Annotated in this window: 21 protein-coding genes, 6 tRNA genes and 1 pseudogene; 9 read left to right on the top strand and 19 right to left on the bottom strand. The window is 64.2% G+C overall.

What is annotated here, in order from left to right:
• Nucleotides 1-26: 26 nt before the first annotated feature.
• On the bottom strand, nt 27-650 hold the full coding sequence (locus ABCR88_RS09530; protein ID WP_041116771.1) for a glutathione S-transferase: 624 nt from the start codon (nt 648-650) through the stop codon (nt 27-29).
• Between the two features lie 42 nt (nt 651-692).
• Nucleotides 693-1,352 (bottom strand): transglutaminase family protein, encoded by a 660-nt coding sequence (locus tag ABCR88_RS09525; RefSeq protein ID WP_232644428.1) that lies wholly within the window; start codon nt 1,350-1,352, stop codon nt 693-695.
• A 214-nt stretch (nt 1,353-1,566) separates the two neighbouring features.
• Here ABCR88_RS09525 and ABCR88_RS09520 point away from each other — a divergent pair, with 214 nt between their 5' ends.
• Nucleotides 1,567-4,014 carry an acyl-CoA dehydrogenase gene (locus tag ABCR88_RS09520; protein ID WP_041116769.1) on the top strand — a complete coding sequence of 816 codons (2,448 nt, stop codon included), beginning with the start codon at nt 1,567-1,569 and terminating at the stop codon, nt 4,012-4,014.
• A gap of 86 nt (nt 4,015-4,100) precedes the next feature.
• Nucleotides 4,101-4,508: a PA2817 family protein gene (locus ABCR88_RS09515; protein ID WP_011060092.1), complete on the top strand. Its 408-nt coding sequence runs from the start codon at nt 4,101-4,103 to the stop codon at nt 4,506-4,508.
• A gap of 106 nt (nt 4,509-4,614) precedes the next feature.
• Here the strand turns inward: ABCR88_RS09515 and ABCR88_RS09510 are convergent, their stop codons facing one another.
• A complete protein-coding gene (locus ABCR88_RS09510; protein ID WP_011060091.1) occupies nt 4,615-5,568 on the bottom strand; it encodes a LysR family transcriptional regulator in 954 nt (317 codons plus the stop codon).
• Nucleotides 5,569-5,657: 89 nt separating this feature from the next.
• Here ABCR88_RS09510 and ABCR88_RS09505 point away from each other — a divergent pair, with 89 nt between their 5' ends.
• On the top strand, nt 5,658-6,284 hold the full coding sequence (locus ABCR88_RS09505; protein ID WP_041116767.1) for a serine-tRNA(Ala) deacylase AlaX: 627 nt from the start codon (nt 5,658-5,660) through the stop codon (nt 6,282-6,284).
• A 41-nt stretch (nt 6,285-6,325) separates the two neighbouring features.
• Nucleotides 6,326-6,958 (top strand): LysE family transporter, encoded by a 633-nt coding sequence (locus ABCR88_RS09500; protein WP_350404457.1) that lies wholly within the window; start codon nt 6,326-6,328, stop codon nt 6,956-6,958.
• Between the two features lie 121 nt (nt 6,959-7,079).
• Here ABCR88_RS09500 and ABCR88_RS09495 read toward each other — a convergent pair.
• The 6 genes from ABCR88_RS09495 to ABCR88_RS09470 all read right to left on the bottom strand — a co-directional run bounded on the left by ABCR88_RS09495 (nt 7,080) and on the right by ABCR88_RS09470 (nt 7,751).
• Nucleotides 7,080-7,155: transfer RNA gene (locus ABCR88_RS09495), tRNA-Gly, on the bottom strand.
• A gap of 2 nt (nt 7,156-7,157) precedes the next feature.
• Nucleotides 7,158-7,233 (bottom strand) — tRNA-Glu (locus ABCR88_RS09490).
• A gap of 104 nt (nt 7,234-7,337) precedes the next feature.
• Nucleotides 7,338-7,413 (bottom strand) — tRNA-Gly (locus tag ABCR88_RS09485).
• 3 nt (nt 7,414-7,416) lie between these two features.
• Nucleotides 7,417-7,492 (bottom strand) — tRNA-Glu (locus tag ABCR88_RS09480).
• Nucleotides 7,493-7,597: 105 nt separating this feature from the next.
• Nucleotides 7,598-7,673 (bottom strand) — tRNA-Gly (locus tag ABCR88_RS09475).
• Nucleotides 7,674-7,675: 2 nt separating this feature from the next.
• Nucleotides 7,676-7,751 (bottom strand) — tRNA-Glu (locus ABCR88_RS09470).
• Nucleotides 7,752-8,130: 379 nt separating this feature from the next.
• Here ABCR88_RS09470 and ABCR88_RS09465 point away from each other — a divergent pair.
• Nucleotides 8,131-8,889 carry a hypothetical protein gene (locus tag ABCR88_RS09465; protein WP_015634689.1) on the top strand — a complete coding sequence of 253 codons (759 nt, stop codon included), beginning with the start codon at nt 8,131-8,133 and terminating at the stop codon, nt 8,887-8,889.
• A 63-nt stretch (nt 8,890-8,952) separates the two neighbouring features.
• On the opposite strand, the gene ABCR88_RS09460 is transcribed toward ABCR88_RS09465, so the two are convergent.
• Nucleotides 8,953-10,923, bottom strand: coding sequence for a methyl-accepting chemotaxis protein (locus ABCR88_RS09460; protein WP_350404456.1), 1,971 nt, complete (start codon nt 10,921-10,923; stop codon nt 8,953-8,955).
• Between the two features lie 175 nt (nt 10,924-11,098).
• Nucleotides 11,099-11,860 (bottom strand): SDR family oxidoreductase, encoded by a 762-nt coding sequence (locus ABCR88_RS09455; RefSeq protein ID WP_011060086.1) that lies wholly within the window; start codon nt 11,858-11,860, stop codon nt 11,099-11,101.
• A gap of 237 nt (nt 11,861-12,097) precedes the next feature.
• Between ABCR88_RS09455 and ABCR88_RS09450 the strand changes: the two genes are divergently transcribed.
• On the top strand, nt 12,098-13,102 hold the full coding sequence (locus tag ABCR88_RS09450; RefSeq protein ID WP_350404455.1) for an NADP-dependent oxidoreductase: 1,005 nt from the start codon (nt 12,098-12,100) through the stop codon (nt 13,100-13,102).
• Nucleotides 13,103-13,207: 105 nt separating this feature from the next.
• Here the strand turns inward: ABCR88_RS09450 and pyrF are convergent, their stop codons facing one another.
• Entirely contained in the window at nt 13,208-13,909 is a 702-nt protein-coding gene (gene pyrF, locus ABCR88_RS09445) for an orotidine-5'-phosphate decarboxylase (protein WP_011060084.1), read from the bottom strand.
• Nucleotides 13,910-14,226: 317 nt separating this feature from the next.
• Between pyrF and ABCR88_RS09440 the strand changes: the two genes are divergently transcribed.
• The 3 genes and pseudogenes from ABCR88_RS09440 to ABCR88_RS09430 form a co-directional block, all read left to right on the top strand.
• Nucleotides 14,227-14,991, top strand: a complete 765-nt coding sequence (locus ABCR88_RS09440; protein WP_011060083.1) for a response regulator — start codon at nt 14,227-14,229, stop codon at nt 14,989-14,991.
• Nucleotides 14,991-16,031 carry a HAMP domain-containing sensor histidine kinase gene (locus tag ABCR88_RS09435; RefSeq protein WP_019095148.1) on the top strand — a complete coding sequence of 347 codons (1,041 nt, stop codon included), beginning with the start codon at nt 14,991-14,993 and terminating at the stop codon, nt 16,029-16,031. Before ABCR88_RS09440 ends, ABCR88_RS09435 begins: the two co-directional genes overlap by 1 nt.
• A gap of 114 nt (nt 16,032-16,145) precedes the next feature.
• Nucleotides 16,146-16,376: pseudogene (locus ABCR88_RS09430) on the top strand (calcium-binding protein); the annotation flags it as partial.
• Nucleotides 16,377-16,475: 99 nt separating this feature from the next.
• Here the strand turns inward: ABCR88_RS09430 and ABCR88_RS09425 are convergent.
• The 7 genes from ABCR88_RS09425 to ABCR88_RS09395 form a co-directional block, all read right to left on the bottom strand.
• The gene (locus ABCR88_RS09425; protein WP_011060080.1) at nt 16,476-17,528 is read right to left on the bottom strand and encodes an AI-2E family transporter; all 1,053 of its coding nucleotides are present in this window, start codon (nt 17,526-17,528) and stop codon (nt 16,476-16,478) included.
• 69 nt (nt 17,529-17,597) lie between these two features.
• Entirely contained in the window at nt 17,598-18,401 is an 804-nt protein-coding gene (locus ABCR88_RS09420) for a DUF4892 domain-containing protein (protein ID WP_232644423.1), read from the bottom strand.
• Between the two features lie 8 nt (nt 18,402-18,409).
• Nucleotides 18,410-19,069 (bottom strand): glutathione S-transferase N-terminal domain-containing protein, encoded by a 660-nt coding sequence (locus tag ABCR88_RS09415; RefSeq protein WP_350404454.1) that lies wholly within the window; start codon nt 19,067-19,069, stop codon nt 18,410-18,412.
• A gap of 50 nt (nt 19,070-19,119) precedes the next feature.
• Nucleotides 19,120-19,974 (bottom strand): alpha/beta hydrolase, encoded by an 855-nt coding sequence (locus tag ABCR88_RS09410; RefSeq protein ID WP_350404453.1) that lies wholly within the window; start codon nt 19,972-19,974, stop codon nt 19,120-19,122.
• Nucleotides 19,971-20,765: an alpha/beta hydrolase gene (locus ABCR88_RS09405; RefSeq protein ID WP_183000738.1), complete on the bottom strand. Its 795-nt coding sequence runs from the start codon at nt 20,763-20,765 to the stop codon at nt 19,971-19,973. Before ABCR88_RS09405 ends, ABCR88_RS09410 begins: the two co-directional genes overlap by 4 nt.
• Before the next feature lie 114 nt (nt 20,766-20,879).
• Complete coding sequence (locus tag ABCR88_RS09400; protein WP_350023764.1) at nt 20,880-21,323, bottom strand: hotdog fold thioesterase; 444 nt, start codon at nt 21,321-21,323, stop codon at nt 20,880-20,882.
• 31 nt (nt 21,324-21,354) lie between these two features.
• On the bottom strand, nt 21,355-23,022 hold the full coding sequence (locus ABCR88_RS09395) for an AMP-binding protein (protein ID WP_350404452.1): 1,668 nt from the start codon (nt 23,020-23,022) through the stop codon (nt 21,355-21,357).
• Nucleotides 23,023-23,046: the final 24 nt, after the last annotated feature.

Raw genomic sequence — 23,046 nt, 5'->3', positions numbered from 1 at the left:
ACAGTCACCCGTATCGATAGTGGGTATTAAGTCAACGCGGTCATCACGGCCTGGCGATAGGCCGGGCGCTGTTTCAAGCGCTCATACCAGGCTTGCAGATGGGGCATGGAAGGACGCTCGATGGGCATCTCGAACCAAGCGTAGATGAAACTGCCGAGGGGAATGTCGCCCACGCCGATCTCCTGCCCGGACAGGTAAGGCTGCTCGCCCAGGGCCTGATCGACCCGCGCCAGCAGCTCGGCACACGTGGCCTTGGCGGCGTTGATCTGCGCCCAGTCCTGCTGCTCGGCCGGGGTGCGCACTACGCCCCAGAACAGATGTCGGAAGGGTTCAGCGAAGGTCGAGGTGGTCCAGTCCATCCACTTCTCGGCGCTGGCCCGCAGTTGCACGTCGGCCGGGTACCAGTGACTATCGGCGGCGTAGCGCGCAGCCAGGTAGCGCACGATGGTATTGGACTCCCAGAGCACGAAGTCGCCGTCTTCAATCAGTGGAATCCGGCCATTGGGGTTCAGCGCCCGGTACGCCGGGGTGTCCACCACCCCAAAGGCGCCGCCGGCGTCCAGGGACTCATAGGCGAGCCCCAGTTCCTGCGCGCACCAGAGTGCCTTCCTGACATTCGACGAGTTCTTGCGACCCCAGATCTTCAGCATGACCATCCCTCAGTAATGAATGCCGGGGCAGTCTACGCCTGATCAGCCGCGACTCAAATCGCCGCGCAGGTCTGCCAGCACTTGCGGCTGCTGCGCGTCGAACAGGTGCGGGTAGCATTTTTCCAGGTGGCCGAAAAACAGCTCCTGCGGCACGTCGGCAAACTGCCCGTGGTCCACCAGGTACTCCATCGACTGTTCGCCCTGGCGATTGAAAGGCTGGAAAACGCTGTCCTCCAGGCCGTCGAAATCCAGCGGCGCCACATCGAACATTTCACACAATTGCCGGTTGAACGCCGGCGTAGCCTTGACCCAACGCCCCTGCAGATAGAACTCGGTGTAGCCGTGCATGGCGAACACATCGCTGCGCAGCAGCTCCAGCAGCCTGGGTGTGGACAGGTGATTGCGGACATCGGCCAGGCCGATGCGCGCCGGTATCCCGCAATGCCGGGCACAACCGGCGAGCAAGGTGGCCTTGGGCACGCAATAGCTCTCGCCGGTGGCCAGGGCATGGCTGCCGCGCAAGGTCTGGGGATCACGGCTGAAACTGTAGAAGTTGTAGCGTACGGCCTCGCGCACCGCGTAATAGAGGCTGACGGCTTGCTGTCGGGGATTGCGGCTGGCACCGCGATGAGTTTCGGCGAACTCCACCACCGCCGGGTGGTCACTATCGATGAAGCGGCTGGGACGCAGGTACTCGTGCATGGGCATGACCTCCGAGAGGAAGCCTGAGTCTATCGAGGCGTCCGCCCCAGTGATAACGACGTATCGGCCAAAGATCATGGCCCCCACGATCAACCGGGCCTGGCCCGCAAGATACAGACTTGCATTGCACCCGCACTGCCCTGCTCACCCGCGCTGTCGAAGGCCGACTACGCTCTGAGGGTGATTTCACCCCTGGTTTCACGGAGGATTGAATATGCTGTTGTTGTGGATACTGGTTCTGGTGCTCGCAGTGGCCTACCTGGCCCATCGCCGTACCGCCCCCCTGCCCGCCCTGGGCGTGGTCGCCATCTACCTCTTGGCCATGGGCGCCTTTAGCCGTGCCCCCGGTTGGCTGCTGCTGATTTTCTGGGTGCTGCTGGCAGCGGTCGCCGCCCCTCTGCTGCTGCCCGATCTGCGGCGCAAGTATTTCAGTGCGCCGCTGTTCAGCTGGTTCCAGAAGGTTCTGCCGCCGATGTCCCAGACCGAGCGCGATGCCATCGATGCCGGCACCGTCTGGTGGGACGGCGAGCTGTTCAGTGGCCGCCCCGACTGGAATACCTTGCTGGCCTACCCCAAGGCCCAGTTGACCGAAGAAGAGCAGGCGTTCATCGACGGCCCGACCGAGGAGCTGTGCGCCATGGTCAGCGACTGGCAGATCGGCCAGCACATGGACCTGCCGGCCGAAGCCTGGGCCCACATCAAGGAGCACGGTTTCTTTGCCCTGATCATTCCCAAGGAGTTCGGCGGCAAGGGCTTCTCGGCCTACGCCCACTCCCAGGTGGCCATGAAGCTGGCCACCCGCAGCGGCGACCTGGCCTCCACCGTGATGGTGCCCAACTCCCTGGGCCCGGCCGAACTGCTGCTGCACTACGGCACCGACGAACAGCGCAATCACTACCTGCCGCGGCTGGCCCGGGGCGACGACATTCCCTGCTTCGCCCTCACCGGCCCCCTGGCCGGCTCCGATGCAGGGGCCATGCCCGACACCGGGATCATCTGCAAAGGCCAATGGCAGGGTGAAGAAACCCTGGGCCTGCGCCTGAACTGGGAAAAGCGCTACATCACCCTGGGCCCGGTGGCCACCCTGCTCGGCCTGGCCTTCAAGGCCCATGACCCGGACCACCTGCTGGGCGACCAGGAAGACCTGGGTATCAGCCTGGCACTGATCCCCACCGACACCCCCGGGGTGGATATCGGCCGCCGCCACCTGCCCCTGGGCGCGGCCTTCATGAACGGCCCAAACTCCGGCAAGGACGTGTTCATCCCACTGGACTTCCTCATCGGTGGCCAGGAAATGCTCGGCAAGGGCTGGATGATGCTGATGAATTGCCTGTCCGTGGGCCGTTCGATCTCCCTGCCCGCGGTGGGCACCGGCGCCGCCAAATTCACCAGCCTGGTGACCGGCCAGTACGCCCAGGTGCGGGAGCAGTTCAACGTGCCCCTCGCCGCCTTCGAGGGCATCCAGGAGGCTCTGGCCCGCCTCGGCGGCAATGCCTGGCTGATGGACAGTGCACGCATGCTCACTGCCAACGCCGTGGACCTGGGGGAAAAACCCTCGGTGCTGTCGGCGATCCTCAAGTACCACCTCACCGAGCGCGGCCGCGAGTGCATCAGCCACGCCATGGACGTGCACGGCGGCAAGGGCATCATCATGGGCCCCAACAACTACCTGGGCCGCAGCTGGCAAGGAGCGCCGATCTTCATCACCGTGGAAGGCGCCAACATCCTTTCGCGCAACCTGATGATCTTCGGCCAGGGGGCAATCCGCTGCCATCCATTCGTGCTCAAGGAAATGGCCCTGGCCGGTCGCGAAGACCACGACCAGGCACTGCAGGAGTTCGACGCCCTGCTGCTCAAGCACATAGGTTTCGCCGTGAGCAACGCCGCCAGTACCCTGGTGCTGAACCTCGGCCTGGGCCACTTCGAACACGTTCCGGGAGACAAGGTCAGCCAGGGCTATTTCCGTGCCCTGAACCGCCAGGCAGCGGCCTTCGCCTTGCTGGCGGACTTCTCGATGATGCTGCTGGGGGGCGAACTCAAACGCCGCGAGCGCCTTTCCGCCCGCCTGGGGGATGTGCTCAGCCACCTGTACCTGGCGTCGGCAGCGCTCAAGCGCTACCACGACCTGGACTCCCCGGAATACCTGCGCCCCCTGCTGGCCTGGGCCATGGAAGAGAGCCTCGGGCATTCCGAACGGGCCCTGGACGAGTTGCTCAGCAACTTCCCCAACCGGGTGTTCGGTTGCCTGCTGCGGGTGCTGGTATTCCCCTTCGGCCGTCGCCATACCGGGCCATCGGACCAGCTGGATGCCGAAGTGGCGGCGATCATCGGTCGTGCTCAGGGCGATCCGGCCCTGGAAGCGGTGCTTGCCGGCTGCTACCGCCCGCAATCCAAGGACGACCCGGTGGGCGCCCTGCAACATGCCAGCAACCTGCTGAGCGCTGCGCACCCGTTGCACAAGAAGCTCCACGAAGCGCTGAAAAGCGGCCAGGTCAAACCGGCTGCCGGCGAATCGGCCATCGACGCGGCGCTGGAAGCCGGCGTGTTGCAGGCCGCCGAGGCCCAGAGCCTGCACGAGGCCGAAGCTGCGCGGCGCAAGGTCATAGATGTGGATGATTTTGCCAAGGAGGAGCTGACCCTGAGCGAAGGCAAGACCCGCTAGACGGCCGCCTTCGGGGCAGGTCGATTATGAAACCGGGCGCGGGAGCTATATACTCCCGCGCCCGTTTTGCTCTTGAGGACCCTGTCATGTCCAACATCGTCGCCGATCATCTCGTCCTGCTGGACCACCTGCGCAGCATCCTGGTCGCCGTAGGTGAAGCCGAACAGGTGCCCGAGGAAAGCCACGCGCTGTTCCTGGAGCGCTTCGACGAACTGCGCGCCTCGCTGCCGATCGACCCGATCGAAAGCCAGTACCTGGGCCAGGACCTGCTGTGCCAGATCATGCAGCGCTACCCGCAGATCGCCCATCTGGTGCCTCGTGACCTGCTGTGGTTCTTCGCCGGTGACTGCCTGCACTACATGCCCGATGAAGAAATCGACCTGTACCAGGCCCTGGAAGAGCGCCGTTTCGAAGCCGAGCAGAACGACGAGCCCTTCGACTGGAACCAGGAAAAGCAGCTGCTGGCGCTTTCTGCCCAGGACAGCAAGCACTGATCACTGCGCCCGGCGCAGCCAAGGCCCGCACGGTTCGCCCGGCGGGCCTTTTTCATGGGCGCCTTTTAGCGCCGGCTTGTCAGAGAATTCGCTGGCAAGCCAGCTCCTACAGCGGGCGTTCCGCTTTGCCCGGGCGGTTGAGGGTCGGCTCCTTGGCCAGGCACTCCACCAGGTAGTCGATAAAAACCCGCAACTTGGGCGGCAGGTAACGGGTCGGTGAATGCAGCAGCCAGGCACCGCCGTGGTAGGAGGCCAGGAAGGTCCACTCCGGCAGCACCTGGACGATCAGCCCTTGCTCCAGGGCATGGCGCGCGGTGAAGTACGGCAGGCTGCCGATCCCCAGGTGTTGCAGCACCGCATCCAGGCGCACCCCGGTGTGGTTGGCCGCATAGCGCCCGCGCACCCCCACCGTGACCGCCTTGCTGCCCTGGGTGAATTTCCAGCGCGCATCGCTGGGGGTCTCGCCCAGGTAGATGCAACTGTGCTGGCGCAGGTCCTGGGGATGGGCCGGCGTACCGTGCTCGGCCAGGTACTGCGGGGTGGCGCAGAGCAGGTGATCGATGCGCAACAGCTGGCGGCCGATCAACCCGGGCGGCGGGCGATCGGTGATGCGGATCGCCAGGTCGACGTTGTCGTCGATCAGGTCTACATCGCGGTCCTCATGCAGCAGTTCCACATCGACCTGGGGATAGCGCCGCAGAAACTCCGGCATGTGCGGGTGCACCACGAAACGCCCCACCGCCTTGGGCACGCTGACCCGCACCACGCCTTCGGCTTCGTGGGTGAACTGGCCGCTGACCTCCATCACCGAACGGGCCGCACTGACCATTTCACTGCAACGCTTGAACACCTCTTCGCCACCGTCGCTCAAGCGCAACTTGCGTGTGGTGCGCTGCAACAACCGGGTGGCCAGGGCCTTTTCCAGGCGCGAAATGCTGCGGCTGACCGCCGAAGGCGAGGAGCCCAGCTGGCGTGCCGCCTCGGAGAAGCTGCCGGTCTCCACGACCCTGACGAAAATGGCCATTTCTGCCAGCAAAGGCAGGGGTAGATTTATGCTCATGACGCAATAGTCCATTGAGTTCCGAACGGATTATCACGCAATTGCCCAGGCCGCATAATAAAAAAACACTGAATTCCAGGGTTAGAGAAATGACGCGGCGCCTGTATTACGACAATGACCAGTTACTGACCTCCATCGAGGTCCTGAGCTGCATCCCCCACGAACAGCAATTCGCGGTCACCCTCAACGCCACGCCCTTCCACCCCCAGGGTGGCGGCCAGCCCAGCGATACCGGCTGGATCGGCCAGGCCGCCGTGCTGCGGGTGGCCCAGGAAGGCGAGCAGATCGTGCATTACCTGGACCAGCCGCTGGAGCCGGGCACTTTCGAGGCCCGGGTCGATGAGGCCGCGCGCCTGTTCAACAGCCGCATGCACTCCGCCGGGCACCTGATCGGCCACTTCGTGCAAAGCCAGGGCTGGATACCGATCAAGGCCCATCACTGGCCAGGTGAAGGCCGGGTGTCGTTCAAACCGGCAGAGCAGCCCCGGGAGATCGACGGCGCCAGCGTGCAGGACGCGATTGCGCAGTGGATAGAGGCAGACCTGGAACGGCATAGCACAATGGCGGACGGTTCGCGCCAGATCAGCTTTGGCCAACTGCCGGCCTATGGTTGCGGCGGCACCCACGTCAGCCACCTGCAGCAGTTGGGCGCGGTGCTCATCACCGCGGTCTCACTCAAGAAAGGCACCCTTTCGGTCAGCTACAGCCTCGACTGAAAACGGCCTGCCACTCAATCAACCTGCTTTGCGGAGTCCGCATGCTGTCCAACTATCTTGGCGAGTTCCTCGCCCTGGCCCTGGTTCACTTTCTCGCGGTGGTCGCTCCCGGGCCGGATTTTGCCGTGACCATCCGCCAGAGCGTGCGCTTTGGCCGCATGACCGGGGTCTGTACCGCCCTGGGCATCGGCGCCGGCATCTCGGTGCACGTGCTCTACACCCTGCTGGGGGTGGGCGCCCTGATGCACGCTACGCCCTGGTTGCTGAGCGCGGCCAAGCTGCTGGGCGGCACCTACATTCTGTACTTGGGTATCAGCCTGCTGCGCAGCAAGGCCAAGACCAGCCTTCCCGGCGAGGCGCCCACCGATGATTCCCAACAGACCTTGCTGCGAGCCTTTACCACGGGGTTTCTGACCAATGCCACCAACCCCAAGGCGACCCTGTTTTTCCTGGCGATCTTCACCACCCTAGTCAGCGCCACCACCCCACTGAGCATCCAGGCCCTATATGGCGCCTGGATGTGCCTGGTGAATGCGCTGTGGTTCGTGATCGTCGCGCTGTTCTTTTCCAGCGCTCGGGTGCGCTTGCTGTTCATGCGCCTGGGGCACTGGTTCGAGCGCTGCATGGGGCTGATCCTGCTGCTGTTCGCCGGGCGGTTGCTGCTGTCACTGTAGGCAAGGCAAACGACAAAGGCCCGCGCAGGTGTACTGGCGGGCCTTTTTTCTGGGCACTGGCTGCAGCGTTGAATCGCAGGCAAACAAAAACGCCGCTCAATGAGCGGCGTTCTTGTGAATTTGGAGCGGGAAACGAGACTCGAACTCGCGACCCCGACCTTGGCAAGGTCGTGCTCTACCAACTGAGCTATTCCCGCAATGGCGTCCCCTAGGGGACTCGAACCCCTGTTACCGCCGTGAAAGGGCGGTGTCCTAGGCCACTAGACGAAGGGGACACGCTAACCGCAACACATGGTGTGTGTTTCGGCGCCCAGAGCCGAGTCCGAAGACTCGGGTTCTGGTTTCACTCAGCCCCGCCCGAAGGCAGTGCTGCTTAAATTGGAGCGGGAAACGAGACTCGAACTCGCGACCCCGACCTTGGCAAGGTCGTGCTCTACCAACTGAGCTATTCCCGCAAATGGCGTCCCCTAGGGGACTCGAACCCCTGTTACCGCCGTGAAAGGGCGGTGTCCTAGGCCACTAGACGAAGGGGACACGCTACCCGGAACACATGGTGTGTGTTTCGGTGTCCAGAGCCGCATCCGAAGACTTGGGTTCTGGTTTCACTCAGCCTCGCTCGAAAGCCAGACTGTTTAAAATTGGAGCGGGAAACGAGACTCGAACTCGCGACCCCGACCTTGGCAAGGTCGTGCTCTACCAACTGAGCTATTCCCGCAATGGCGTCCCCTAGGGGACTCGAACCCCTGTTACCGCCGTGAAAGGGCGGTGTCCTAGGCCACTAGACGAAGGGGACACGCTACAGCATTCACTTCCTTCAACGTTTTGCTATTTGCTTTCCGTTGAAAGTGGCGCGCATTCTATGGATGCTTTGGGAGGCCGTCAACCCCCAGATATAATTTTATTTAAATCAATGACTTCGGAGCTGTTTTAGGCCCGCTTCAGGGTTTTCTGCCGTCCGCGCTTTGACGCCTATATTCTGGCACTCGACAAGGCGTTATAGTCCTCCACAGCCGGTGATGGCAATTTGAACCCTGGGATCCCCCGAGGCAAATGCCACCTATATAAGCAGCACAATCCATGCCCGGCTCGTCGAGCGGCGCTATGCGTCTAAATGCCAAGCCACTACACTCGCACGCGAATCCCATAACGAGGTTTTAACGGTGACACCACTCATGATCACCCTGCTGGTAATAGCCGGGATCGCACTATTGATCGCCATTGGCTACATGAACCATGTGGTGGAAAACAACAAACTGGAAAAAGCCCGCACCAAGGTCGAACTCAATGATCGCCTGCGTCGTTGCGGCGAGATCACCGAAACCTTCCCCGGCCAGTTCATGTCACCGGCCCTCAAGCTGCTGCTGACGCGCCTGGAGCTGAACGTCGTTCAGCGCATGCTCAACCTCGATAAAACCGACAGCGCCCTCAAGGCTCGCCTGGCTGAGCTCAATACCCTGGTGGGCCAGGGCGAGTCGATCCCGGTGAACAACCCACCGGCACCGATCCAGACCGAAGCCAAGGCCAAGGACGTGCGCTTCCTGCTGGAGGCAATGCACGGCCAGGTCACTCGCGCCGCCCACGACGGTTTCCTGCAGCCCAACGAGGCCAAGCGCTGGATCAAGGAGATCCGCCACATCCTGGTGCTGCTGCATATCGAGTTCTTCAACAACCTGGGCCAGTACGCCCTGCAGCAGAACCAGCCGGGCCAGGCCCGGCTGGCCTTCGAGCGTGGCGTGCAGTACCTGCGCAAGCAGCCGGACCCGGCGGTCTACAAGGAGCAACTTGAATACCTGGACAAACTCCTGGCCCGGGCCAATGCCATGGTGCTGTCGACCCTGGAACCTGCCCCGGACGAAGACAACCAGCTAACCCAGGGCCTCAAGACCGTGGAAGCCGACGCCGACTGGAAAAAGAAAGCCATCTACGACTGACAGAAAAAACCCTTGCCCGGAACACCCGGGCAAGGGTTTTAGAACGCTGCGCCCTCCCCGCCGCTACAAGCGGAAATGCCCCACCATCCCCTTCAGTTCCACGCCCAACTGCGCCAGCTCGATGCTCGACGCGGCGTTGCCCTGCATCGCCAGGGACGACTGATCGGCACTGGCGCGAATGCTGGTGACACTGCGGTTGATCTCTTCAGCCACCGAACTCTGCTGCTCGGCCGCAGCGGCGATCTGCTGGTTCATCTGCTGGATCAATGACACCGCCGCGGCAATGCTGCCCAGGGCGCTTTCGGTCTGCAGGGCATCGCTGACCGCCAGCTTCACCAGCTCGCCACTGCTCTGGATCTGCTGCACCGAGGAGTCGGCCGCTGCGTGCAGAGCCGTCACCAACCGGGCGATCTCTTCGGTGGACTGCTGCGTGCGTTTCGCCAGGGCCCGCACTTCATCGGCCACCACCGCAAACCCCCGGCCCTGCTCCCCGGCCCTGGCGGCTTCGATAGCGGCGTTGAGGGCCAGCAGGTTGGTCTGCTCGGCCACGCTCTTGATCACATCCAGCACGCTACCGATGTTGTCGATTTCCGCGCTCAGGCTCTCGATACCACTGCTGGCACGGCTGGCGGAATCCGCCAGTTGCTCGATGCGCTGCATGCTCTGGCGCACCACTTGCTGGCCACTTTCGACCTTGTCGTCCGCCGCCTGGGCGGCTTGGGCGGCCTCCTCGGCATTGCGCGCCACATCGTGCACCGTGGCGGTCATCTGATTCATGGCCGTGGCCACTTGCTCGGTTTCTTCCTTCTGGGTGCTGACTTCCAGGTTGGTCTGCTCGGTCACCGTGGACAGCGACTGAGCCGAACTGGCCAGTTGCTCGATCCCCGCCTGCAGGCCACTGACAATGCCGCTCAGGCCGCTGCCCATCTGCTGCATGGCCTGCATCAACTGACCGATCTCGTCACGTCGGGTCACCTCCACGGTCGCGGTCAGATCACCGGCAGCAATCTGCTGAGCCACGTGCATCACACTGCGCAACGGGCGCACGATCAGGCGGGTGACACTCAAGGCCGCCAACAGCCCCACCAACAGCGCCAGGGCCGAGGAGCCGATGATCAGCAGGGAGTTCTTGTCCAGTTCCCCCAGCATCGAATGCTCTTGCGCCCCGTACGCCTGATCAACCCGCGCCATCACCTGGGCGGCGCGCTCATGCAACTGCTGATAGACCTGCTTCTCCTGGGCCAGCAACCCGGTGTACTCGTTGAGCTTCTCGCTGAAGTTGCCGATATGCCCCGAGACTTCGTTGAGCACCGTCTGATAGCCCGCATCCTTGACCGTGGCCTTCAACTGCTCGGCCTGGGCCAGGGCCTGATCGGCCTGCTCGATCTTGCCCTGCTCGGCGGGCTCCTGGTCGCCGCCCTTGCGGTTCTGATCCAGGCGCAACCGGGCCTCATTCATGGCCTGCAGCATCAGGCGTGAAACCTGGCTGATCTGATTGGCCTGCTCGATGAATTCGGCACCATCCTTGCCCTGGGATTCCTTGAGCGTATAGGCACCGTCATCCGCCAGCCCCGCCTGCAGCACGTCCAGGTTATTGGCCACGCTGGACACCGACCAACTGGCCATTTCCAGGGCCAGGTCCTTGGCCTGGGTCAGCTCGACGAACTCGTCGAAGGCCTTGCGATAGTCCGCCAGCGCCAGCTCCACATCGCCCATCGCGGTCTGGTTGGCCGCCGACCGCACCTTGAGCTGCTGGGCCAGGGCCTGCAGGCCTTCCAGGCTTTCATGCAGGCTGTCCACGGTCTTGCTGTCGCCATGCAGGGCGTAGTCCTGCTCCTGCAGCCGCACCTTGAGCACGCCGCTATTGAGCTGGGACATCTGCTTGAGGCCATCGAAGCGCTGGCTGATGGTCTGCAGGGACCAGACACCGATCCCCGCCACCAGAGCGGTTAGGAGCAACACCAGGGCAAACCCGATGCCCAGTTTCTTTGCCATGCCCTGGTTGGCAAAACGTCCACTTGCGGCCGAAGTCATGGTGCGCAGTCCCCTTCCAATCCCCAATGGCAATAGGGCCATCTTGTCTTGGCGAAGGGTCGCAACGGCATGCACCGGCGCACAAGTCTCTGACATCGGAATAATGGCAAAAAGCTACGCCGAGGTCGTTTTCAGGACACTGGAGGTCGATTCCATCGGGCCCCGGCCATCGGCATCAGATCGCGGTGGCCCCGCCGTCGACCGCCAGTGCATGGCCGGTGGTAAAGGCCGCGCCATCGCTGCACAGGTAGAGCACCGCACTGGCGATCTCCTCGACCTTGCCGATGCGCCCCACCGGGTGCATGGCTGCGGCGAACTCAGCCTTCTTCGGGTCCGCCTCGTAGGCACGGCGGAACATGTCGGTGTCGATCACCGCCGGGCATACCGCGTTCACGCGGATTTTCTTCTTCGCATATTCGATGGCCGCCGACTTGGTCAGGCCGATCACCGCATGCTTGGAAGCCGCATAGATGCTCATCTTCGGCGCCGCGCCCAGGCCCGCCACCGAGGCGGTGTTGACGATCGCCCCACCGCCCTGGGCCAGCAGCAGCGGCAACTGGTACTTCATGCACAGCCAGACCCCTTTGACGTTGACCCCCATGATGGCGTCGAACTCATCCATGGAGCCCTCCGCAAGGCGGCCCTTTTCGATCTCGATACCGGCGTTGTTGAAGGCGTAATCCAGGCGCCCATAGGCTTCGATGGTGCGGGCCATGAGGCTTTGCACATCAGCCTCCAGGGTAACGTTGCACGGCACGAACAGCGCCTCGCCACCGGCCTCGCGGATCAGCGCCACGGTGCCCTCGCCCCCCGCCGTGTCCAGGTCCGCCACCACCACCTTCAAGCCTTGTGCGGCAAATGCCTGGGCGGTGGCCCGGCCGATACCATTGGCTGCGCCGGTCACCAGGGCCACCTGGCCGGAAAACGTCATGCTCATTGCAGGAATCCTCGATCGAATGCGGGTCAGCTACCCGGCCCAATCTAGCCACAGCCGGGGCTGGTGGCGTCAGCACTATCAAAAGCCCGGTTGGATGCTCATGCATTCTGGTGATGAATCTGTCGGGGGCTTTATCAGGGCGATCGATTGGCCTCCATTCGCTGCAGCGGCAAACCTTGCGGCACCGAGGCCAAGGGGCTATCAACTAGGGGTTCATTCATCCCACGAGTGCCTGCCATGACCGCCCTGACCAATCGCCAGTTCCTGCTCGCCAAACGCCCCATCGGACCGGCCACCCGCGATACCTTCACCTACCAGCAGGTGGCAGTGGGCGAGCCCGCCGCCGGGCAGATCCTGGTGCAGAACCAATACCTGTCCCTGGACCCGGCCATGCGCGGCTGGATGAACGAGGGCAAGTCCTACATTGCCCCGGTGGCCATCGGCGAGGTCATGCGCGCCCTGGGCGTGGGCCAGGTGATCGCCTCCAGCCACCCCGGTTTCGCGGTGGGCGACTACGTCAATGGCGCACTCGGCGTGCAGGACTACTTCCTCGGCGAGCCCCGGGGCTTCTACAAGGTCGACCCCAAGCTGGCCCCGCTGCCGCTCTACCTGTCAGCCCTGGGCATGACCGGCATGACCGCCTACTTTGCCCTGCTGGACGTGGGCGCGCCCAAGGCCGGCGACACCGTGGTGCTGTCCGGGGCCGCTGGCGCGGTGGGCAGCATTGCCGGGCAGATCGCCAGGATCAAGGGCTGCCGCGTGGTGGGGATTGCCGGCGGCCAGGACAAGTGCCGGTTCCTCATCGACGAGCTGGGTTTTGACGGCGCCATCGACTACAAGAACGAAGACGTCCACGCCGGCCTCAAGCGCGAATGCCCGAAAGGCGTCGATGTGTATTTCGACAACGTCGGCGGCGACATCCTCGATGCCGTGCTCAGCCGCCTGAACGTCAAGGCGCGGGTGGTGATCTGTGGCGCCATCAGCCAGTACAACAACAAGGAAGCGGTCAAGGGGCCGGCCAACTACCTGTCGCTGCTGGTCAACCGGGCGCGTATGGAGGGGTTCGTGGTGATGGACTATGCCACGCAGTTCGCCGAAGCCGGGCAGGAAATGGCCGGCTGGATGGCCAAGGGGCAGCTCAAGAGCAAGGAGGATATTGTCGAGGGCCTGGAAACCTTCCCGGAAACCCTGGGCAAGCTGTTCAGCGGCGAGAACTTCGGCAAGCTGATACTGAAAGTCTGAATCCGTAGGAGCCGGCTTGTCGGCGATCCGCAACGGCGGCCGGAAAGGGCCGCCAACCGCAAAACCGCTATCGCCGGCAAGCCGGCTCCTACAAGAGGAAGCGTGTTACAGGGCCAGTTCGGCCACGACGTCGGCCAGGGCCTTGGCCGGATCTGCCGCCTGGCTGATGGGGCGACCGATCACCAGGTAATCGGAGCCGGCATCCAGGGCCTGGCGCGGGGTGAGGATCCGCCGCTGGTCGTCCTGGGCGCTGCCCGCCGGGCGAATCCCCGGGGTCACCAGTTGCAGGGACGGATGGGCGCTCTTCAGGGCCTGGGCTTCCAGGGCCGAGCACACCAGGCCGTCCATGCCGGCTTTCTGCGCCAGGGCAGCCAGGCGCAGCACCTGCTCCTGGGGCTCGATGTCCAGGCCGATACCGGCAAGGTCTTCACGCTCCATGCTGGTAAGCACGGTGACGCCGATCAGCAACGGCTTGGGGCCGCTGCGCTGGTCCAGCACTTCGCGGCAGGCAGCCATCATGCGCAGGCCGCCGGAGCAGTGCACATTGACCATCCACACACCCATTTCCGCGGCGGCCTTGACCGCCATGGCGGTGGTGTTGGGAATATCGTGGAACTTCAGGTCCAGGAACACTTCGAAACCCTTGTCCCGCAGGGTCCCGACAATCTCGGCGGCGCAGCTGGTGAACAGCTCCTTGCCGACCTTGACCCGGCACAGTTTGGGGTCCAGTTGATCGGCCAGTTTCAGTGCGGCGTCACGGGTGGGGAAATCCAGGGCGACGATGATAGGAGTCTGGCAGGCGGACATGAAGGGGCTCTCAGGCAAGTCGAAATCGGCGCGGATTGTAGCGCAAGCCGCGCCGCTCCGGGACCCGATCAGAGGTAAATCCTCCTCAACGGTGCGCAAGAAGGCCGATTGCCCCGGCAATCGCTTCCCCACGCCACGGCATTTGTATCAACCTCGATACACTGACGACACGTCGGCAACAATCCCCGGCGCTACCCTCGCCAGCCGCAACACCTTCGAACAGCACTTCCAGCCCCCGGGCCGGACGCCTATGCTGAAGCCACAACCCCGCCGTCGCCCTCAGGCGCCGGCAGCCTACCTGGCAGACGACCGCACCCATGCAGAACACTTCAGCCCCTCTCAACGAAGACGCCAAAGCATTGGTCAGTGGCGACGACAAACGCTGGAACACCCGGGCCCTGATCGTCGACGACGACGTGCCGATCCGCGAGTTGCTGATCGACTACCTGGCGCGTTTCAACATTCACGCCAGCGGCGTCACCGACGGCGCGGCGATGCGCCAGGCCCTGCAGGCCGAGCACTTCGACGTGGTGGTGCTGGACCTGATGCTGCCCGGCGAAGACGGCCTGTCCCTGTGCCGCTGGCTGCGTACCGAATCGGACATCCCGATCCTCATGCTCACCGCCCGCTGCGAGCCCACCGATCGCATCATCGGCCTGGAGCTGGGGGCCGACGACTACATGGCCAAGCCTTTCGAGCCACGGGAACTGGTGGCCCGGATCCAGACCATCCTGCGCCGGGTGCGCGACGATCGCAGCGAGCAGCGGGCCAATATCCGCTTCGACAACTGGCGCCTGAACAGCGTGCTGCGCCAACTGATTTCCGCCGATGGCCTGGTGGTGCCGCTGTCCAACGCCGAGTTCCGCCTGCTCTGGGTGTTCATCGAACGCCCGCGCCGGGTACTGAGCCGCGAACAATTGCTGGACGCCGCCCGCGGCCGATCCATCGAGGCCTTTGATCGCAGCATCGACCTGCTGGTCTCGCGCCTGCGGCAAAAGCTCGGCGACGATCCGAAGTCGCCGCAACTGATCAAGACCGTGCGCGGTGAAGGCTACCTGTTCGACGCCCGGGACATCGGCTGATGCGCGGGCGGTTCGATACGCTGTTCGGCCGCCTGTTCGGCGTCCTGCTGATCGCGATCGTCCTCGCCCACCTGCTGGCGTTCTTCTGGTTTCACCACTACGGCCCGCCCCCGCCGCCGCCCCCTCCCGATTCGGCGCAGTTGATCAATGGCCAGCCGCCGCCCCCTTATCCAAGGCGCCCGCCACGGCCCTGGTTCGGCGGCCCGCTGGTACCCCTGACGTTCCAGTTCATCTCCCTGATCATCGCTGCCTGGTACGGCGCCAAGCTGTTGTCGCGGCCGATCCAGCGCCTGAGCGCCGCCGCCGAGCGTTTGAGCGAAGACCTCGACAGCCCGCCCCTGGAAGAGGTGGGCCCAAGGGAAGCCCGGCAAGCGGCCAGCACCTTCAACCAGATGCAGAAGCGCATCCGCGAGCAGGTGCAGCAACGCGGGCGCATGCTCGGGGCCGTCTCCCACGACCTGCGCACCCCGTTATCAAGGCTGAAACTGCGCCTGGAGCAGATCGAGGACAGCAAGCTGCAAGGGCAGATGCGCCAGGACCTGGACGACATGATCAAGATGCTCGACGCCACCCTCAGCTACCTGCACGAACAACGCACCAGCGAGGCCGAGCAATGGATGGACGTGCAGGCCCTGGTGGAGTCGCTGTGCGAGAACGCCCAGGACCAGGGCGCCGACGCTCAGGCCCAGGGCCATTGCGCGCCGCTGCTGGTGCAACCCATGGCGTTGCAGTCATGCCTCAACAACCTGCTGGACAACGCCCTGCGCTACGCCGGCCAGGCAACCCTGGCCCTGGAGGACGACCGCGGGCAACTGCTGATCCGGGTCATCGACCACGGCCCGGGGATTGCCGCCGACAAGCGTGAAGCGGTGTTCGAGCCATTCTTTCGCCTGGAAGGCTCGCGCAACCGCAACTCCGGCGGTGTCGGCCTGGGCATGACCATCGCCCGTGAAGCGGCGGAGCGCCTGGGCGGCCAACTGATCCTCGAAGAAACCCCCGGCGGCGGCCTGACCGCGGTATTGCGTCTACCCAGGCCTTGAGCGCCTTGTGTGGCGACAGGTACAAACCGCCAATACCCAGAACAACTCCCCCCTGAGGCTGCTTGGGCCGGTGCCCCCCCCACCGGTTCAATTCATGCGCAGGGAGTGAGCCCCATGATCGATAGCCTCAGCAGCAACTATTCGAGCTATTACAGCTCCAGCAGCACCAGCCGTGGCCAGCCATTGCACAAGGAGCTGCTCGCCAAGCTCGACAGCAACGGTGATGGCGCGGTGGATCAGGACGAGCTGAAAAACGCCCTGTCGCAGAAAAGCGACAACGGCATCCTGGTCAGCCTGAGCAAGAATTTCAGCGACCTGGACAGTGACGGCAGCGGTAGCTTGAGCAAGCAGTATCAGTTGGACACCAGCAGCAGCCTCGGCGGCAGCGTCAACGTCGCTGCCTGACGTCCATTGCCGCTCCCGGGGGGAGCGGCAATCGGTGGCTCAGCGCGGCTCCTGGGCCCGGGCCTGGCTGGCGCTCCAGTCCAGCAACAGGCTGTAGGCCACCGCCAGCAGCGTCGGGCCGATGAACAGGCCGATAAAGCCGAAGGCGATCAGGCCACCGAACACTCCCAGCAGCACGATCACCAGCGGCAGGTTGCCGCCGCGGCTGATCAGGTACGGTTTGAGCACGTTGTCCACGCCGCTGATGATGAAAGTGCCCCAGATCCCCAGGAACACCGCCATGCCATATTCGCCTTTCCAGGCCAGCCAGGCGGTAGCCGGGATCCATACCAGGGGCGGGCCCATGGGAATCAGGCTGAGCAGGAAGGTGACGATCCCCAGCACCAGCGCCCCGGGCACTCCGGCAATCAGGAAGCCGATCAGCGCCAGCAGGCCCTGGGCCGCCGCAGTGCCGATCACCCCGTTGACTACCCGTTGCACGGTGCCAGCCACCAGGTCGATGTAGTAGCCGGCGCGCTCGCCGATCAGGCGCTCCAGCAACTTGTGCACGAACAGCGCCAGGCGCGGGCCATCGCGGTAGAAGAAAAACACGAAGACGATGCTCAGGGTCAGTTCCAGAATGCCGCCGCCGATCTGCGCGCTGCGAGCCAGCAGCCAGTTGCCCACCTGCCCCAGATAGGGTTTGACCGCCAGCATCAGGGCCGCGCCCTGCTGGTCGATGCTGTTCCACAAGCCCACCAGGCGCTCGCCCACCAATGGCAGGTTGCCGAGCCACTCTGGAGCGGCGGGCAGGCCGTCGACCTGCACGTCCTTGATGAAGGCCGTGGCATCGCGCACATGGTCCGCCAGGTTGAGGCCGAGCCAGACCAGCGGCGCGGCCACCAGCACCATCCAGCCCAGGGTCAGCAGGGCCGCTGCCAGGGATTCTCGGCCATTGAGCCAGCGGGTCAGCAGGCGCATCAGCGGCCAGCTGGCAAACGCCAGCACGGCGCCCCAGAACAGCGCTGACCAGAAAGGCGCCATGACCCAGAAGCTGGCACCGAACAACACCAGGAGCAGGATCTGCACCAGCAGGCGATCGTTATTGGGCATGAAATGTCTCGCGCAAGAAGAACCAGTGAAGAGTAGGCGAACCCGCGAGCGCGGGCTGCCTGAAACAGCTTAACGCAGTAGTTCGAAATACAGGCCTGCTGCGTCGGTGTTACCGGTTTCCATCCGCGAGGCCAGCACGCCCTGGCCAATCAGCGCCTGGCGCCAGGCTTCGGCCTGCTTGCCGGACAGGCTGATGCGCAGGGTGGTGTCCAGGTTCAGCCCGCGGGACAGCAGGTTGAGCCAGGTGGGCTGGGGCTCGGCGAGTTTCGGCAGGTCCAGCTTGCCGGTGTCCTTGAGCTGGCGCAGCAGGGTGGCCGAAGTGGGTAGCAGGTCCCCCAGCGGCGCGCTGGCGTCGAACTGCTCCACATGCAGGTAGGCCCGGCGGTTACCCCGGGTGATGCTGTACAGGGCTACCAGGGAGTTGTCCTGGGGCGCCGCCAGCCGCAGCAGCAGGTAGGCCTGCTGTTCATCGGCGCCAAACAGCTTGGCGTTGCCGAATACTTCGTTGGCCCACAGGCTGCTTTCACCGCAATCGCGGGCCTGGCACCAGAACAGCAGCTCGGCGCCCTGCTTTTGCAGCGCCTCCCTGGCCAGGGTGAAGGCTTCGTTGGATGTGCGCTCGGCGGGCAACTGGTAAGTGATGGCGGTGAGCTTGCCGCGGGCATTGACCTGGCCATCGAAACGCAACTGGCCGCTGATACGGCGGATCGAACCCAGGGGGTAGACGCGCTCCTGCTCCACTTCGGGGCGGTAGTCGACGATCTGTGCATCGGCCAGACGGGGGACCAGGGGCAGGTCGTGGCTGCCCGGCAGATCGGCGGCAAGCACCAGGGTACTTGCCAGGGACAGGCCCAGAACACTGATTGAACGCATGGAAACTCTCATCGGATAAGCATGGCCTGGGCGCCCTTGACGACGCTGGCATCGTCGCTGCGTTGTGGAACCTGCAAGCCTCGCTGCACCGCAGGACGGGCCTCCAGGGCCGCCATCCAGCGTTGCAACGCCGGCAGGCCCTGCACCGAAACCCCGGACCATTCATGGCCGCGCACCCAGGGGAAGGTGGCGATGTCGGCAATGCTGTAGTCGCCGGCGAGGTACTCGGCCTGTTGCAGGCGGCTGTCGAGCACTTCGTACAGGCGCCGGGCCTCGTGCTGATAACGGTCGATGGCGCCCTGCAGCTTCTCCGGGAAATAGCGGAAGAACACATTGGCCTGGCCCTGCATGGGCCCGACCCCGCCCATCTGGAACATCAGCCATTGCATCACCAGCGAACGTCCCTTGGGATCGGCCGGCAACAACTGGCCAGTGCGTTCGGCCAGGTACACCAGGATCGCGCCGGACTCGAACACCGGAAAATCACCATTGTCGCGATCGACGATGGCCGGAATACGCCCATTGGGATTGATCTTCAGGAACGCTGGGGCCTTTTGCTCCTTCTTGTCGAAACTCAAGGCGTGCACCTCATAGGGCAGGCCGAGCTCCTCAAGCAGGATGGAAACCTTGTGACCATTGGGGGTCGCAGCGGTGTACAGATCTATCATGGTTGTCTCCCATTTCAACCCGCCCAGCCTCGACAGTTGATCCCGTCAAGTCAAGGAACGGCGAAAAACCGATTGAAACAGTCTGCGACAAAGCTGGCACCCGCCTCGTCGTTGAGGTGCAGGTGATGCCCGCCGGGAAACTGCTCAACGCTGAAGGGTAGACGCTGCAACAAGGCCTGGTGCTTGGCCAGCATGCCATCGGCGGCCACCACCAGTTGCGTCGGGCAGGCGACCCGCTGAACAAAGGACATGGCCTGCTCCTCTGTCAGGCGCAGCGGCGAAGCCAGGGTCAGGCGGCTGTCGCTGCGCCAGGTATAGCCCCCGGGCACCGGCATCAGGCCGCGCTGGGCCAGCAGTTCGGCCGCCTCGCGGCTAACCGCCACCAGGCCCTTCATGCGCGCCTCGATGGCCCGCTCCAGGGTGGCGTACACCGGCTTGCTCTTGTTCTGCAGATTCAGCTGTGCCTGCAACGCCATGCCCAGGCGCTCGGCGGCGTCCTCGCCATTGGCCGTCGGTGGGATCACCCCATCGATCAGGGCCAGGTGGCTGACCCGCTCCGGCATCGCCGCCGACAGCACCAGCGAGACGATCGCCCCCAGGGAATGACCGATCAGGGCAAAGCGCTTCCAGCCCAGTTGCTCGGCGGCTTGCAGCACGTCATAGACGTAGTCCCACAGGGCATAGCCGGCCCCCGCCGGGCGATGCCCGGAATGACCGTGGCCGGCCAGGTCCAGGGCAACGATGCGCAGGCCGGCGAGCTTGGGCGCCAGCCGGGCGAAGCTGTTGGCGTTATCCAGCCAGCCATGCAGGGCGATGACCGGCAGACCGTCCTCGGGCCCGAACAGATGGGCCGCCAGTTCGATGTGCGGCAGGTTCAGGCGGACTTCTTCGACGGCGTGGCTCATGCAGGGCTCCGTTGCCAGCGTGTGAACAGCTCCTTGAGCAGCGCCGCGGTGTCATGGGGGCGCTCAAGGGGAAACATGTGGCCACCGGGCATGGTCAGCGACTCGCCCAGCGGCATGCGCCCGACCGCACTGGTGTGATGGCGCATCACCACCCGGCTCTGCTGTCCGCGCACAACCGCCAGCGGTACCTTGAGCTGGCGCGCACTGCCCGGGCTGGTATGAGGCACGCCGCGGTAGATGCTGATTTCCGTGGCCGGGTCAAAACGCAGGCGCAAGCGATCCCCCACCTGCTGCAGGCCGTGCTGCAGGTAAGCATCCAGGCAATCGGGATCGAAGGCCCGGAACAGCGTCTTGCGGGAGAAGTAACTGCGGGCGGCCTCGATGTCGGCAAACTCTTCGCGACGCCCCAGGGTGCGCCCGGCCGGAGTCAGCCGGTCGATGAAGCCCAGGCGCTTGGCGGCGCGGATCACCCATTGGTCAGCCCGGGTCAGCACCGGCGAATCGAGCATCACCACCCCCCGATACAGCTCCGGGCAGCGCAGGGCCGCGTGCAGATGCAGCACACCACCCAGCGAATGCCCCACGCCCCAGACCGGCTGGGCCTGCTGTTGCAGGTGATGGATCAGTTCATCCACCAGGCTGCGCCAGTTGTCGTCCACCGGAAAGCGCGGGTCGTGGGCATGCTGCTGCAGATGAGCCACCTCGAATTCCGGCGCCAGGGCAGCAAACAACTTGCCGTACGTGCCGGAGGGAAACCCATTGGCGTGAGCGAAAAACACCTGTTGCGACATACCGACCTATCCATCCACCAAACGAACACCGATTGTCCGCAGGCCCTGGCACCAGGGCAATGACCGTAACGGACAGGAATGCTGACACCCAGGCTCAGCCTATGGCGCGTTGCCTCATTGCACCGGCGGGTTCTGCCCGAGGGGCACCACCGCCATGGTCAGGCGCGAGACGCAACTGGCCTTGCCTTCATCACTGCTCAGGCGGATGTCCCAGACATGGGTGGTGCGCCCGATATGAATGGCCTTGGCCACCGCCGTGACCCGCCCGTTGCGCAAGCCCCGCAGGTGATTGGCATTGATCTCCAGCCCCACGCAGTAGAACTTGCTGGCGTCGATGCACAGGTAGCTGGCCATGGAGCCGACGGTTTCCGCCAGCACCACCGAGGCCCCGCCGTGCAACAGCCCGTAGGGCTGGTGGGTGCGATGGTCGATGACCATGCTCGCGGTCAATGACTGCTCGTCATAGGACTCGAAGCGAATATCCAGCACTTCGCCGATGGTGTTCTTCTGGATCGCGTTCAGTTGCTCGATGTTCGGAGTGGTACGCCATAGACTCATCGCCGCTTCCCTTATGGGTGGTTATTGTCGGTCAATCCTGCCACAGCACGGCTTCGCTGCGCTCGCTCCAGGCTTGAAAACTGCCGCCATAAGTGGCTTCGATCACATTGCGCTTGATCTTCAGGGTTGGAGTGAGAAAGCCGTTTTCCACCGCCCAACTGTCCTTGACCACCACCAGCCGATGCAGCCGCTCGTGCTTGTCCAGGCTGCCATTGACCTGGGCCAGCAGGCTTTCCAGGCTGCTGTGCAAACCTTCCCGGGCACTGCCGGCGGCGGCCTGCACGCCCGCAGCCGAAAGCACGCACAGGCCCAGGGGGGCACTCAGCCCGTCGCCCACCACGCACACCTGCTCGATATGGGCATGCACCGCCAGGCGGTTCTCGATGGGCGCCGGGGCCACGTACTTGCCCTTGCTGGTCTTGAAGATCTCCTTGAGCCGGCCGGTCAGGCGCAGGTTGCCGGCGGCATCCTGCTCCCCCTTGTCGCCAGTGCGCAGGAAACCATCCTCGGTGACGGTTTCGGCGGTCTTCTGCGGGTCCTTGAAATAGCCCAGCATAGTGGCTCCGCTGCGTACCTGGACCTCCCCCGCCTCGTCGATGCGCACCTCGACTTCCGGGCAGGGCCGGCCAATCCAGCCGGGCACATGCTCACCGGAGCGGCCGATATGGGAGTAGCCGCAGCTCTCGGTCATGCCGTACACCTCCAGCACGTCCAGCCCGAGGCGTCGATACCAGTGCAACAGGGTCTGGGGCACCGGTGCCGCTCCCGACAGCGCCACCCGCAACGCGTCCAGCCCGAGCCCGCTCAGCACCTTGTGGCCGACACGCTTGCCGATAAAGGGCAGGCCCAGGAGAAAATCCAGGCGCTTGGCCGGCACCTTGCTGTAGACCCCCATCTGGAACTTGGTCCAGATCCGCGGCACGCCAAACAGCGCGGTGGGCCGGGCTCGCTGCAGATCGGCAAGGAAGGTGTCCAGGCTTTCGGCGAAGAACACCGTCTGCCCGGTATAGATCGCCGCCATCTCGACAAACATGCGCTCGGCCACGTGGCACAGGGGCAGGTAGGACAGCAGCCGGTCCTCGGGGCCCAGGCCGAACATTTGCACACCATGGCTGGCGGCAAAGCCCAGGTTGCCGAAACTGTGCATCACACCCTTGGGCAGCCCGGTGGTGCCGGAGGTATAGATGATGGTGGCCAGCTGATCGGCCGCAGGGCTCGGGCTACTCTCGAGCGGCGGACAGCGTTGCAGGTCCTCCCAACTGAAATCGAAAGGGCCTTCGGGGGCCAGGGGCAAGCGGATGGTGGGCAGCCCGGCCTTGATCCCGAGCGCCATTTGCGGCCAGTCGTCGAGCTTGCCGATAAAGACCAGGGCCGACTCGGAATGCTCCAGGACCTGGGCTACCGACTCGGCCGTGAGATTGGGATACAACGGCACCGAGACATGCCCGGCGATCCAGATCGCCAGGTCGGCAATGACCCAGTGCGCGGAGTTCTTGCCAATGATTGCAATGTGACTGCCGGAAGGCAGCTGGCGCTCGCGCAGCCATTGGGCGGCACGCCGGGCCTGCTGGCCCACCTCGAACCAGCTCAGCTCCTGCACCTGCCCGCCGGCACTGGGCTGGACCAGAAAGCGCTGCTGGGGATGACGAGCCTCGCGCTCGTAGAACACTTGCAGGGGCAAACGAAAAGCAGCAGGCATGACTCGCTCCTTTGTTCTTATTCT

This window comes from Pseudomonas sp. W17, assembly GCF_040268305.1.
Classification (GTDB): domain Bacteria; phylum Pseudomonadota; class Gammaproteobacteria; order Pseudomonadales; family Pseudomonadaceae; genus Aquipseudomonas; species Aquipseudomonas protegens.
This window is presented reverse-complemented; position numbering and strand designations above follow the sequence as displayed.